This window comes from Paenibacillus sp. sgz302191 (genome assembly GCF_057749925.1).
Map to the genome: position 1 here is coordinate 49,128 of NZ_JBYLHY010000024.1, position 13,874 is coordinate 63,001.

The following is a 13,874-nucleotide window of genomic DNA, read 5'->3' on the forward strand; positions in this document are numbered from 1 at the left end:
TCCTCCCAAATGGAAAAAACAATAGGTTCCCCTATTGCGTCTTTTCCGAAAAGTCTATGACATGTTTGTTCTTGACAAAATATTCAATGCCGGAGTACAGCGTAATGATCGCTGCAACCCAACTGGCAATCACATCAAAGGGGAAATCCAAAAACGTGAATGGAAAATTGTTGATAAGCAAAGCAATAATGGCCGTGATTTGCGCAGCCGTCTTGGCTTTCCCCCATTTGCTGGCCGCCATCACCGTTCCTTCCAAAAGCGCAATCTGGCGAAGGCCAGTAACTGCCCATTCGCGGCTGATGATCACGATGACGATCCAGGCGTCCACCTTGCCCATTTCGACCAAAGAGACGAGCACCGCTGTGACCAGAAGCTTATCCGCGAGCGGATCGAGCAGCTTGCCCAGATTGGTGACCAGCTTGCGCTTTCGGGCTATATAACCGTCCAGGCTGTCCGTGCTTGCCGCAATAATGAAGATCAGAGCGGCAATAATCTGATTGTAGGTAATGCTGAATTCCTCAATCCGAATATGCGGAAACTTCACCTTGATCAGCAAAAAAAACATGATGATCGGAACTAGTAATATCCTCGCCACAGTGATGCGATTGGCCAGGTTCATGCAATAACCTCCCCGGACAAATCAAACTCAAAGGAATGCGTAATACGAACCTTGGTCATTTCTCCGATGTTCAGTTTAGCATTGGCAACGAAAACCTCGCCATCAATTTCAGGAGCGTCAAATTGCGAACGGCCTACATAGACATCGCTTCTGCCGTCGTAACGCTCGATCAGCACTTCAAGCTCTTGACCGATCCGGCGTCCGCCGCGGAGATTCGATATTTCGCGCTGAATTTCCATCAGCGTATTCGCACGATATTCTTTCACATCATCAGGCACTTGATCCGGCAACCGGGATGCAGGCGTATCTTCTTCCTTGGAATACGCGAACACGCCGAGCCGGTCGAATTCCATCTCGCGGACAAACTGCTTCAGGTTCTCAAAATCCTCATCCGTTTCCCCCGGGAATCCGACGATTAGAGAAGTCCGCAGCGCCACGTCCGGGATGCGCGCGCGGATTTTGCGCACCAGCTCGCGGGTATCCTTTTGGCGGCCCGGTCTGCGCATCCGTTTCAAAATCGAGTCCTCGCTGTGCTGCAGAGGCATATCGATATATTTGCACACTTTGGGATTGCTTGCAATCGTTTCAATCAGTTCATCCGTAAAAAATCCGGGATACGCGTAGTGCAGGCGCACCCATTCGATGCCGGGTACTTCGCTCACTTTGTCCAGCAGCGCAGGCAGCATAAAACCATCGTACAAATCCGTACCGTAGTTGGTCGAATCCTGGGCGATGAGGCTGATTTCTTTAACTCCCTGGGAAGCCAGTTGGGCTACTTCGGCGAGGATCGATTCGATGCTTCGGCTGCGGAACTTGCCGCGCATGATCGGGATGCTGCAAAACGTACAGGCGTTATCGCAGCCTTCCGCAATTTTCACATAAGCGGTGTATCGGGGGGTCGTCACTTGTCTTGGCAAATCGGCATCATAGTTGAAAACGGGATTGCCGACCATAATGGGCTTCTTACCGCGGAGCGCTTCGTCTACAATGTGATTGATTTTATCGAAATCGCCTGTGCCGACGATGCCGTCAATCTCCGGCATTTCTTCCATCAGTTCTTTTTTGTACCGCTGCGTCAAGCATCCCGAAACAATCAAAGCCTTCAACTTGGCGGTCTGTTTCAACTCGGCCATATCGAGAATCGTATTGACCGATTCTTCCTTCGCCGCATCGATAAAACCGCATGTATTGACGATAATCACCGTGGCTTCTTCCTTGTTATCAACGAGTTGAAAACCGCGGCCGTGAATTAATCCAGCCATAATCTCGGAGTCGACCAAATTTTTCTCGCAGCCGAGTGTCACTACTTTAACCTTTTCCGTCATGAAAGAAACAACCTCCAGATAGTCCTAACCATTCTTTACAAGTATAATACATGCCCCATAGGGTGTCAAAAAAACAAAACCCCCTTGCAAGGGGGGCGTTCCGAGGCTGCGCCGAGCACGCGCACGTCTATTTGAGATTCACGAATTGCAGATCGAGCGGAATCTCCGCCTTGCGCAGCAGCGCTATGACGGCCTGCAAATCGTCTTTGCTTTTTCCCGTGACCCGGATTTGGTCGCCCTGAATTTGGCTTTTTACCTTCAGCTTGGAGTCGCGGATCAAAATGTTGATTTTTTTGGCGTTCTCCTGATCGACCCCCTGCTTCAGGCTGATGCGCTGCCTTACAGTTGAAGACGCCGCAGGCTCGACTTTGCTGTAATCGAGGTTTTTGATCGAAATACCGCGCTTCGTCATTTTAGCATGTAAAATATCCAGCACGTTCTGAAGCTTGAACTCGTCGTCCGAAACGACGACAAGCTGGTCCTTCTCCAGCTTAAGGCTGCTCTTGCTGTTTTTAAAGTCAAAGCGGGTTCCGATTTCTTTCTCCGCTTGCTGAATTGCGTTGTTAAGCTCCTGCATGTCCACCTTGGACACGATATCGAATGAACTTTCCGAACTCATACCTGCAACATCCTTTCCATGAAATTACATAAGCATTATAGCAAGAAGCGGTACAAAAAGAAACATCCTTCAGCCGCTTGGGCAAAGGATGCTCGCGTTGGATTCATTACCCGGGAAAGCGCAGGAAGCGGCAAAAAGCTAGCTTTTTTGCAGGTTGAGCTGCACTCTCTTCGGATTCGGCGTATCGCCTACAGGGATAACGGTTCCATTCACGGTCAGCTCGACGGCGCTCGCGGCTCCGATATTCAAATAGGCGGAACTGTCGATTTCAAAGGAATCGGTGTCGTTATTGTTGTAGGTTTTTTGTCTAAGCATGTCTCTTTTGCTGCCGTCGGTGAGCGCATCGACGCGAATCCAGCACTGCGCGCCGGTGATTTTCAATTGGATGTTCAGCTTGGGGCTGTTCGTGATCGTATAGTTGTCTACGCCCTTCTCGTTGCTGCTGAATTTGACTTGGGCGACTGCCGGCGGAGTCTGAACAGGCGTGGGCGTAGGCGTGGCAATCGTCTGTACGGGAGTGTTCGCCGCGGCATTGGCGCCTGTGCCTCCGGACTTCGTTCCGGCTGTCGGATCGGAAGAATCCGTAATTCTCGGCGATTGAGTCTGAGCCGGATTGTTTTCCGTAGGCGTTGTTTTATGATTCTTATAGGTGTAATAATAGACAATCCCGGAAATCAAAATGATAAAGCTGACAAACATAACGCTGGACGCCCAGCGGCTGATCTTCTCCGTTTGGCGAACATTGGAACGTCTTTTCCGTATCGTATCGACAACAGGCGGTTCGGATTCGGGGGAGGGATTTGTAGTCTGGTACATCTTCAGCACTTCGTTCGGGTCAAGTCCGACCGCTTCCGCGTAGCTCTTAATAAAAGCGCGAACATAGAAGCTGCCGGGCAGTACTTTGTAATTGCCCTCTTCAATCGCTTCCAAATAGCGCTTGCGTATTTTGGTAACTTCCTGTAAATCATCCAAAGATATTTTTCTGTCCATGCGCGCTTTGCGCAAAATAAATCCTAGATCGGACACAAGTTCACCTCCCCGTAACTGTTGTATGTATGTTTGACGTTCATTCCGCTAAAAAGGTTCTATATTGTAGGTAAAGGAATCATAGTTAATCTCTTCGTCAGGACTGTTGCGAAGCTCGATAATATAGTCAAAGTGATTATAAGTATATTCGGATTCTTTGATAAATATATCCGGGTGTTCAATGACTTTCGTCGAGGGCATCGCCATAATTTCCTGCAGCAGGCTGTAGTGCTTTTCATTGGAACGGATCGTGGATACGATTCCGTCAATAATAAAGACGTTGTTCGGCGTCATTTCATCTTCGGAAAGCTGGCTGCGGACCGTCTGCCTGAGCAGCGTGGAAGACACGAAAGTCCAGCGCTTGTTGGAGCATACGCTTCCGGCGATGATCGATTCGGTTTTGCCGACCCGGGGCATGCCGCGAAGACCGACCACCTGGTTGCCTTCTCTTTTGAAAATTTCGCCGAGAAAGTCGACCAGCAGCCCTAGTTCGTCGCGTGTAAAGCGAAAAGTCTTGCGGTCGTCGGAATCTCTCTCGATATACCGGCCGTGCCGAACCGCCAAAATATCAACGAGCTTCGGCGGCCGCAGCGCCGTAATAGTAATATTATCTACTTTTTTCAACATTTTACCCATCAAATCGATTTTCTCTTCATCGTTCGTTTGCAGCAGCATGCCGCGGGTTCTGTCTTCAACACCGTTAATGGTAACGATATTAATATCCAGCATCCCCATCAAGGATGCAATATCGCCCAGCAAACCGGGACGGTTCTTATGAATCTTATACTCCATATACCACTCTTTGACGTCCAATCGTTCCACCTCATCACAAAGTCAGTAACAAATCGTTACTCCGTTAAAATATATTTCTACAATATTCGATAAAATCCTTCTAAATACCTGAATGAATATAATTTTTCATTTCATCTTTAGTTCTTTAAGCTCTTGTTGATTATATACAATGGTTCCATTTTTCCAAGTTCGTTGGGTCATCGCCGCCAAACGGTCAGCCATGATCACATCCCAATTCAGCTCGATTGACCAAGCATTCGTTAAATCCATCACTTGAACTTGCGATCCGATCGATTTAGCTTTTTGCACAAAAGTTTGATCCACCGGTGTGTAAAAAACGACCCAATTGGAGCCGTGATGCCTGACTTGATAGGATAACTGCTGATACCATTGCTCATTGTTGTCAAGCAGCACGATATGGTCCGCTTCTTCCGAAGGCGCCCATTCCGAAGGAATCGGACTGTCGGCGCGCGTTACCCATTCGATCGACGAACGCTGCAAGAGCAGATCGTTAACCCATTTATTTTTGAGCGAATCCACTTGATTCGGATCGACGGTCAATAGCGCAGCTTTGTCGGAACTGACGCCCGAAGCGCCGCCGACGAACAGATTGTCTTGGAGCAGCGTCCATTTGCCGGACAATTTGCTTGGATCCATAACAGCAGGCGCCGTTGCGATCAAATCGTTTCCGGCTACATATATGTAATCATAAGTCCTTGATTTCAATTTATTAACGACTTGATCATCCAATGCCGGCAAATCTTTGACCCACTCAAAAGCGATGCCATTCGTTTCTCTCCATTGCAAAAGCGCGGCGCCGATCGATTGCTTGGCGGCATCCGATAAGCTTGGGCCCGTAAGCATAAGCACGGACAGCTTCTTGTCCAAAAGCTCCTGCTTAATGACGGGCATTCCCCGGTTTCCGCAGCCGGTCAGCCATACACACAGCATAATCATACATAAAGCATACCTTCGAAGTAACATACGCTAACGGTCCTTTCTTATCAATAAAGCATGCAAAAGCCTCCGAAGCGGGAGGCTTTCACACGGTGCATCCTATTGAATTGTAAATCGGTTGTTAGCCTTTGTCCACTAGTTTTACCATGAGGCGGGCAAGCGTGCGTTTTTCCTCTTCGTTCCCCGCATCCCACAGCTCTTTCAACACGCGTTCTTGCGTATTTTCCGGATCAATTTTGTTGGACAGAAACTCGCCGATTTGAAAAGCAAGCTTGCTGATGGTCTCTTCGCTCATCCCCGCATGCTCGGCCTGGTTTACGCGTTCAGCCAAAAACTCTTTCCACTTATCAAATACTTTAAGTACAGTAGCCATTTGTTTGAGAGCCTCCTTTTATCGATGAGAATGGGTCATTACAAGAAGTAATATGCCTTTCTCCTCAAGGAAATATACGCGAGGCTCCGGGCGCGCCCGAATGGTAAAAAGATGATGAATAAGTGCGTTACGTCAGCCAGCCGCCGTTGGGACTAATGATCTGTCCTGTAATGTACCCGGACTCGGGGAGTGCCAAAAAGTACACCAGAGAAGCGATCTCGCCCGGAAGCGCGAACCTTCCGGCGGGAATTTCGCTTTCCAGCGCCGCCTTCTCTTCGGCTTGAAAGCCGGACATCATGACCGTGTCTACGGCCCCGGGAGCAACCGCGTTCACCGTAATGCCGGAAGGAGCCAGCTCCTTGGCCAGCGCCTTCGTAAAAGCGTTCATCCCGCCTTTGGCCGTAGAATACACGACCTCGCACGAAGCTCCCGATATCCCCCAAATGGACGAAACGTTAATGATCCGGCCGTATTTTTGCCGGATCATCGACTGCATGAACGACTGCGTGCACAGGAACGCGCCCTTCAAGTTAGTATCCATGATCATATCCCAGTCTGCTTCGCTAATATCGGAAAGCAGCCCGTAATGAGCGATTCCGGCATTGTTTACGACAATATCGGGAACCATCTCCCGCCGATCCAGCTTTTCTTTCATTTTCGAGATTTGATCTTTGGAGCGAATATCGGCTGATATTGTCAGCACTTTAGCCCCGTGTTTCATGCACGTTCTTGCGACTTCGTTCGCCGCTTCATGCGACTCTTTGTAATGGATGACGACATTCATCCCTACCGATGCGAAGCGTTCGGCGATCGCCGCGCCGATGCCTCTGCTCGCTCCGGTAATCAAAACCGTTTGTTCGGTGAACGGTTTTGCCATGTTCACGACTCGCGGCGGCGCACAATCGAAATGGCCAGCCTGTTCCAGTCAAAATGTTCGCGGAACCTGCGGTTAACATCTTCCAGCGCAATGCTTTCGTAAGCCGGAAGAATGTCGAACAGGTCGATTCCTTTGAAACGGTATTTCGTAAATTCGTTGGCGATCGCTTCCGGGGAGTTCATCGTGCGGAGGAAGCTTCCGATCTTCTTTTTCCGGCTCCGCTCGAACGCCGCGCTGTCCAATCCCGCTTCTTTGCGCTTGTCGACTTCCTCCCGAACGCGGGCAACGAGCAGTTCCGGATCTTTCGTATCGCCGCCCAAAATCGAAAACGCGTAATCTTCGCCGATGTTGTACTCATGGCCGAAATTATCCGAAATCAGCTGTTCGTCGTATAAGGACTGGTAAATGTCCGAGCTTGAGCTGAACAAAATATCGAGCATCAGCTTGGTCGTCAATTCTTTGACCAACAGCTCTTTGCCGTTCACTCCCGGCGCCGGCTCTTTGAGGCCGAACAAACATTTCGGTAGCGAAACAGGCAGCCAGGTAACTTTTTGCCGTTCGTTCACCTGCAAAGGTTCTTCCTCAAAAAAGCGCCGGATCTCGCCTTGGGGAGGGAACGTTTTCCCGGCTTGATTTTCCTTAACCACGTTAATGATTTCCTGCGGATCTACGCCTCCGACGATAAACAGGCTCATATTGCTCGGATGGTAGAACGTGTTATAACATTCGTACAGCGTTTCCTTCGTTATTTGCGCAATGGATTCCACGGTGCCTGCAATATCGATATGAATCGGATGCTTCGCATACATCGCTTCGATGAGCCCGTAGTAGCTTCTCCAGTCTGGATGATCCCTGTACATGTTGATCTCCTGGCCGATGATTCCTTTTTCCTTTTCCACATTTTCATCCGTGAAATAAGGGTTTTGCACGAAATTAATTAATGTCGTTAAATTTTTCACGATTTGATCGGTCGATGAAAACAAATAGGCTGTGCGGTCAAAGCTTGTAAACGCATTGGCGGAAGCGCCCTGCGTCGCAAAGCTGGCAAAAACGTCCCCTTCGGGCTCCTCGAACATTTTATGCTCCAAAAAATGAGCGATTCCGTCGGGAACTGTGACTTCGTCTTTACCTTCCACCTGAAAATGGTTGTCGATCGATCCGTACTTCGTCGTAAAGGTTGCATACGTTTTCTGGAACCCTTCTTTCGGCAGTATGAACACACTCAAGCCGTTCGGAAGCTGTTCGTGATACAACGTTTCATTCAACTGTGGGTAAGGAATGGCTTCCATCGCTTACTCTCCCTTCTGATCCCGCAAAAAGTATATCGTGTCAAGCTGCACCTGTTTCGCTGCCTGGGCGATCGCCGCAACGTCAACCCCTTCCACCGCTTCAATAAGCGAGGGAACCGTGCGCTGTTTGCCCGAAAGAATCGCATTGAAATCGAATGAAATCAGCTCGAACGCCGAATCCTGCAATTCGCGCAATTGATTGGAGATCATCGCCCGCGTCTGGCTCATCTCCGTCTCGCTGATGTCCCCTTGTTCCATCCCATGAAGCTGCTTCCGAATGATGTCTACGGCCTTTTCATAATTCTGGATTTCAATCCCGGATTGGAGGGTAATAATTCCTTTATGCCCGTCAAACCGGGACGATGCGTAATACGCCAGACTCGCTTTCTCGCGGACGTTGATAAACAGCTTCGAATGCGGATAGCCGCCCAGCACTCCGTTGTACATCAGAGCTACGGGGTACTGCTCATCTTTGTACGAAATGTTGGCGCGCAGCCCCATGTTCAGCTTGCCTTGGTTCACATCCAGTCGCTCCACAACGGTTCGCACTTCGCGGGATGAAGCCGTGGAAGCGTTCGTCACATACCCGGCATCCTGGCTTCTTTCCACCTTGAACGCCTGCTTGACGATAGACTCCACTTCTTCCAAAGTCGTATGTCCGACTACGTAAATGTCCATTGGCGCATTTTGCAGCCACTGCTTATATTGTTCGTATAAAGATTCCGCAGTAATACCGTGCAAATCATCAATTTTGCCAAGCGCATGAAGGCGATAAGGCTCGCCTTGGCACATTTCCTCGATACAACGCTCTGCCGCGTAGCGGATTTTATCGTTGATAACCGCTTCGATCCGCTTTTGCAGCGTCTGTTTTTCGGAATCGACATATTTGCCGCGGAAACGCCCGTTCTCAAGCGCCGGCTTCGTCAGCGTCCCGCCGACAAATTCAAGCCCTTTCTTCAGTAAAGATTCATTCGAGGAAACGAACCTGTCGTTGATGATGTCCATGCGAAGCTGCACGATCTGGTAGTCGCCTCGCTTGTAGATGTCGAAGCCGAAGCCGGCTCCGTACAATTCGTCCAAATACTCGCGAAATTGCTTCGTTTCCGGGTGAAGCTCCGTCCCCCTTCTCAGCACAAAAGGAGTCAAAGCCGTATCCGTCACCGTATCTTCCGATAGCGGGCGGCCTATGTATACCGAAATGGCAAACGTTTTGAATTGATCTGTCGGCAGCACATGAAGACGAATGTGGTTCCAGGTGCTCCGCTCAAATTGTACACGCTTCAAAGGTCCCTCTCCCTTCCAGTTTCCAAGATATGCATCCATTATATTCCGATACAAACAGGAGAAGCAACCGCAGCCGGCTCCTTCTCCTCAGTCACACCTATTTGACTACACCCGCTCAACTTCGAAACACTTCCTAGAGGTTTATCTCATTTGCAAAAAATGTGCTTGCCGATCCGTTTTACCTGCGGTCTGCTCCAAATCCAAGCGGACGTCGCCGTATCCGGGTTAAAGTAGTAAAGGCAGCCCCCTGAAGGGTCCCATCCGTTAATGGCGTCCTTCACCGCTTTTTTCGAGGACTCGTTGGGCGTCAGCCAAATTTGTCCGTCGGCAACGGCTGTAAAAGCGCCTGGCTGGAATATGACACCCGATACCGAGTTCGGGAAGCTCGCGGATTTGACCCGATTCAAAATAACTGCGGCCACCGCCACTTGACCGATGTAAGGCTCGCCCCTGGCTTCGCCGTTAACGGCATTGGCCATCAAGTTGATGTCCTGCTGCGAGAACCCCAAATTATTGGACGGCGTCAAATTGGCCGGTGCATTGCCCGCTCCTGCGTTTCCGCCGCCTCCGCCACTGTTTGCTGTGCCTGCCGGAGGCGCTGAAGACTTCCAGTCCTTAGTAGCTTCCCACAGCTTAAGCTTTGTTTTGGGGCCGACAATGCCGTCAACCTGCATGCCGAATTCGCCTTGAAATCTTTTGACGGCGGTTAACGTTCTGTATCCGAAGTCCCCGTCGATATTGCCACCGTAAAAGCCGATGAACTTCAGCCTTCCTTGCAGTTCATAAACATCCGTTCCGGTAGCTCCATATCTGATTTCGTTTTTGCTGAACGTCTCCTCGGAAGGCGGGCTGGACTGGTTCTTTAATTGCAATGCGGTAAACAACACGAAAACGATGCAGAATGTCAGAACGATTAGCCTTTTGTTCATTCCCCTACTCAACCTCTCTTTTCATATAGCAGCCTTTTCTTGCTTATTATGAGAAAGAGAGTCTGCGATTATGCACAAAAAAACACTCCCGGTTAAAGGAGTGTTCATCCGTACAGCTAGGAACTGATCCGGTTATGGTGGTACTGCTCGATCGACATCAATACTTCCCGCGGCTTGCTGCCCTCGTACGGCCCGACAACGCCCTTTGCTTCCATCGAGTCGATCAGCCGCGCCGCGCGCGTATAGCCGATTCTCATGCGGCGCTGCAGCAGCGAAACGGAGGCCTGCTTCGCTTCCAGCACGATTTGCACCGCCTGATCGTAAAGTTCATCCTCGAACTCGGCCTGCTGTTCCGGTTGATCTTCAATCTGCGGCACCATTTCCTCCTGGTAATTGGCCTGTTCCTGCGTACGCACGAAGTTGACCACATGCTCGACCTCCTGATCGGATAAGAAGGCCCCCTGCACGCGCACCGGCTTGGACGAGCCTACCGGCAAATACAGCATGTCGCCGCGGCCCAACAGCTTCTCGGCCCCGACCATGTCCAGAATCGTCCGCGAGTCGACTTGGGACGATACGCCGAAAGCGATCCTGGACGGGATGTTCGCTTTGATGACACCCGTGATGACATCGACCGATGGGCGCTGCGTGGCAATAATGAGATGGATGCCCGCTGCACGGGCCATCTGCGCAAGGCGGGTAATGGAATCTTCCACATCGTTTGCCGCCACCATCATCAAATCGGCAAGCTCGTCCACGATGACGACATAATAAGGGAGCGGAGCTTCCGTGCCCGTCTCGGTCAGCATCGCGTTATAACCTTCGATATTGCGTGTTCCGCTTTTGGAAAAAAGCTCATACCGCTTTTCCATCTCGACGACGATTTTTTTGAGCGCCAGAGATGCGCGGCGCGGATCGGTGACGACCGGCGCCAGCAAATGCGGAATGCCGTTGTATACGTTCAGCTCGACCATCTTGGGGTCGATCATCAAAAATTTGACTTCGTTCGGCTTTGCTTTGTACAGCACACTCGTAATGATGCCGTTGATACATACCGACTTCCCGGACCCGGTCGCACCGGCGACGAGCAAGTGAGGCATTCTGGCCAGATTACCGACGATCGGCTGACCGGAAATGTCCCGTCCCAACACGACGGACAGACGTGAGCTCGACTCCTGAAAAGCTCCGGTCTCCATGACTTCCCGCATCGTAACAATCGATACTTCCATGTTCGGCACCTCGATGCCGATGGCCGATTTCCCCGGAATCGGCGCTTCCATCCGGATATCCTTGGCGGCAAGCGCCAGCGCAATATCGTCTGTCAGACTGACGATACGGCTTACTTTTACCCCGACATCCGGCTGGATCTCGTAACGGGTAACGGCCGGCCCCCTCACAACCTCCAGCACTTTGGCGCGGACGCCGAAGCTCTCCAAAGTCGCTTCCAATTTTCTCGCGTTCGCTTTGTAATCGGACATCTCGCTGCCTTTGCCGACGGCAGGTTTGGCCAGCAGGTCAAGCGCCGGCATCACATACGGCTTGCTGCTCACGGCAGGTTTCTCTGTCTGAAACTCAAGCGTAACCGGCTCTTGATCGGCATCCGTCTCCTTCGGCGCAGTCTTGGCGGCAGGTTTAGCGGGAGCCTGCTGCACGGCAGGCGGCTCGACCACTTGCTGCTGCGTTTCCTGGTACACCTGCTCTTGGAAATCACGGATAATCGGAATGACAGATTCGTCCTGCTGCTGATCGTGAAGGGAAGCTTCTTTATCATCGTCTTCGGCGTGATAAACCGTTTTCGGCGCCGCAGTTTTGGAAGAAGTGGAATCCTCCTCTTCTTCCTCCTCGCGGGCAGATACGGGAGCCGCTTTGTTTTTTCTCGCCTCTTTGATCGGACGCAGCAGTTCCATGAACACCGGCGTTTTTTTCGCTCGCTTGACGGGCTGGAACACTTCTTCGTCGAACTCGTCGTCAACCGGGACGTACGCCGCTTTCTTCGCCTTGGCCGCTCCTCCACCGGACGGGGCGCTTTGCGGCTTGGCGGCGCTTCGATCCTGCAGCCATTCATGCATTCTGTCCTTGATGGTATCGCCGACGTTTTTAAAGCGTCCGCGAACCACATTGCCTACATCCACATAAGAAATGCCGGTCGCAAGAATGAATCCGATCGCAAAAAGCGCATATTGAATGAGCCGTGCTCCCAAATTGTCAAACAAAAAATACAAAATACTGTACAGGAACGCGCCGATCATACCGCCCCCGACGCCATGCTTGAGGGCTTCCTGTCCCGCTTCCGTAGGCTTCAAGCCTTCCATCATCGCATTCCAGGTCGATGAAATTACTTTGCCGGACGTGAAGCCTCCGTCGGGATACAGCTGCAAAAACAAATCGATATGATTTTTAATCAACAAAGCCAAAATAAACAGCAAAATTCCCGCTTTTTTGGTTGTACGCAGCGGCGGCCATGCTCTCTTGATCATTGCATATAAAGCGACATATATGAAAATCAGAGGAATGATGGAGTACCACGTTCCCACAAAAAAACGAAAAAGGTACATCAGCGAGTTACCGACATGCCCCTGCTGGGCGAGCGTGATAACCGCAAAAATTAAAATAACGATGCCATACAGTTCGAATAACAAGCTGTTTTTCAAATTCTTGTTTTTCCTCTTGCGTTTGGCCACGCTTGTCACCCCCAAGAACCACATTATACCATAGTTTGCTAGGGGGAGATACTGCCAGATCGGATAGCGTTTACTTGGCCGCTTCGTCTTCGCCAAAGCCCGGTACGTACGGGATGACGGTTCCCGGCGCATAACGCACGTTCAAATAATCCTGCGGATTGCCGCTGTGCAGCCGGACGATGCGGGCTTGCTTCCCGTTCATCGGCTCGACCTGCAGCGTAATCCCCTGATGCTGAATCTCCACATATTCCGGCTCGTAAGATTCGATCCCTTGAAAAATCACATCCATCGGTATGACCGAATAATGTATCATTGTACCATACCTCCATGCAACTGCGATTTCCTTTGCTCGATTTGCTGATTCAGCTCTTGAATCGCTTCTCCCACGCCGCCGACTCTGTCAATCAGCCCGTATTTGACGGCGTCGGGGCCGATAACCGTGGTGCCAATATCGCGCGTCAGTTCGCCGGTTTTGAACATCAGCTCTTTAAATTTCTCGTCCGTCACATTGGAATGCTTCGTTACGAAGCGAACGACGCGCTCCTGCATTTTATCCAAATATTCAAATGTTTGCGGAACGCCGATAACAAGCCCGTTCAAACGGATCGGATGAATCGTCATCGTAGCCGTCTCGGCAATGATCGAATGATTGGCGGATACGGCGATCGGCACCCCGATGCTGTGCCCTCCGCCGAGCACGAGCGTCACCGTCGGTTTCGACAAGGTCGATATCATTTCCGCAATCGCCAGTCCGGCCTCCACGTCACCGCCAACGGTGTTTAAAATAATCAATACCCCTTCTATTTTTGGATTCTGCTCAGCCGCCACCAACTGCGGAATGATATGCTCGTACTTGGTCGTTTTGTTTTGCGGCGGCAGCACGACATGCCCCTCTACTTGGCCGATAATGGTTAAACAAAAAATGTTGGACTCGCCCGATGGCGTGTTCGTCTGTCCCAACTGCTGAATGTTTTCAAGCGCTTCATTTTTTTTGATTTCCTCTGTCGTGCCCGTTTCCTTTGATTGTTCCGATGTTCCCATATGCGTTCCTCCCTTTTCATAATCTTCCCTAGTATGAATAGTCAGGAGCTCTTTCATTCATT

The 13,874-nt window shown here is 50.6% G+C and carries 14 protein-coding genes; all 14 read right to left on the reverse strand.

What is annotated here, in order from left to right:
• Positions 1-31 precede the first annotated feature (31 nt).
• The 14 genes from pgsA to AC3G2T_RS27405 all read right to left on the reverse strand — a co-directional run bounded on the left by pgsA (position 32) and on the right by AC3G2T_RS27405 (position 13,812).
• Positions 32-619 (reverse strand): CDP-diacylglycerol--glycerol-3-phosphate 3-phosphatidyltransferase, encoded by a 588-nt coding sequence (pgsA, locus tag AC3G2T_RS27340; RefSeq protein ID WP_474683157.1) that lies wholly within the window; start codon positions 617-619, stop codon positions 32-34.
• Entirely contained in the window at positions 616-1,944 is a 1,329-nt protein-coding gene (gene rimO, locus AC3G2T_RS27345) for a 30S ribosomal protein S12 methylthiotransferase RimO (protein WP_474683158.1), read from the reverse strand. The genes pgsA and rimO overlap by 4 nt, the downstream gene beginning before the upstream one ends.
• A 127-nt stretch (positions 1,945-2,071) precedes the next feature.
• On the reverse strand, positions 2,072-2,563 hold the full coding sequence (locus tag AC3G2T_RS27350; protein WP_488437562.1) for a YajQ family cyclic di-GMP-binding protein: 492 nt from the start codon (positions 2,561-2,563) through the stop codon (positions 2,072-2,074).
• Between the two features lie 138 nt (positions 2,564-2,701).
• Complete coding sequence (locus AC3G2T_RS27355; protein ID WP_474683160.1) at positions 2,702-3,589, reverse strand: helix-turn-helix domain-containing protein; 888 nt, start codon at positions 3,587-3,589, stop codon at positions 2,702-2,704.
• A 48-nt stretch (positions 3,590-3,637) separates the two neighbouring features.
• Positions 3,638-4,381: a DUF3388 domain-containing protein gene (locus AC3G2T_RS27360; protein ID WP_474683264.1), complete on the reverse strand. Its 744-nt coding sequence runs from the start codon at positions 4,379-4,381 to the stop codon at positions 3,638-3,640.
• Between the two features lie 126 nt (positions 4,382-4,507).
• Positions 4,508-5,338, reverse strand: coding sequence for a hypothetical protein (locus tag AC3G2T_RS27365; RefSeq protein WP_488437563.1), 831 nt, complete (start codon positions 5,336-5,338; stop codon positions 4,508-4,510).
• Positions 5,339-5,459: 121 nt separating this feature from the next.
• Positions 5,460-5,711 carry a DUF3243 domain-containing protein gene (locus AC3G2T_RS27370; RefSeq protein ID WP_474683162.1) on the reverse strand — a complete coding sequence of 84 codons (252 nt, stop codon included), beginning with the start codon at positions 5,709-5,711 and terminating at the stop codon, positions 5,460-5,462.
• 127 nt (positions 5,712-5,838) lie between these two features.
• The gene (gene ymfI / locus AC3G2T_RS27375; protein ID WP_474683163.1) at positions 5,839-6,588 is read right to left on the reverse strand and encodes an elongation factor P 5-aminopentanone reductase; all 750 of its coding nucleotides are present in this window, start codon (positions 6,586-6,588) and stop codon (positions 5,839-5,841) included.
• Positions 6,589-6,590: 2 nt separating this feature from the next.
• Positions 6,591-7,877 (reverse strand): EF-P 5-aminopentanol modification-associated protein YfmH, encoded by a 1,287-nt coding sequence (yfmH, locus tag AC3G2T_RS27380; protein ID WP_474683164.1) that lies wholly within the window; start codon positions 7,875-7,877, stop codon positions 6,591-6,593.
• Positions 7,878-7,880: 3 nt separating this feature from the next.
• The gene (yfmF, locus tag AC3G2T_RS27385) at positions 7,881-9,161 is read right to left on the reverse strand and encodes an EF-P 5-aminopentanol modification-associated protein YfmF (RefSeq protein WP_474683165.1); all 1,281 of its coding nucleotides are present in this window, start codon (positions 9,159-9,161) and stop codon (positions 7,881-7,883) included.
• A 146-nt stretch (positions 9,162-9,307) separates the two neighbouring features.
• Entirely contained in the window at positions 9,308-10,090 is a 783-nt protein-coding gene (sleB, locus tag AC3G2T_RS27390) for a spore cortex-lytic enzyme (RefSeq protein ID WP_474683166.1), read from the reverse strand.
• A gap of 116 nt (positions 10,091-10,206) precedes the next feature.
• Complete coding sequence (locus AC3G2T_RS27395; protein ID WP_488437564.1) at positions 10,207-12,771, reverse strand: DNA translocase FtsK; 2,565 nt, start codon at positions 12,769-12,771, stop codon at positions 10,207-10,209.
• 70 nt (positions 12,772-12,841) lie between these two features.
• Positions 12,842-13,084, reverse strand: coding sequence for a YlzJ-like family protein (locus tag AC3G2T_RS27400; RefSeq protein ID WP_474683168.1), 243 nt, complete (start codon positions 13,082-13,084; stop codon positions 12,842-12,844).
• Entirely contained in the window at positions 13,081-13,812 is a 732-nt protein-coding gene (locus tag AC3G2T_RS27405; protein ID WP_474683169.1) for a ClpP family protease, read from the reverse strand. Before AC3G2T_RS27405 ends, AC3G2T_RS27400 begins: the two co-directional genes overlap by 4 nt.
• Between the last annotated feature and the right edge of the window lie 62 nt (positions 13,813-13,874).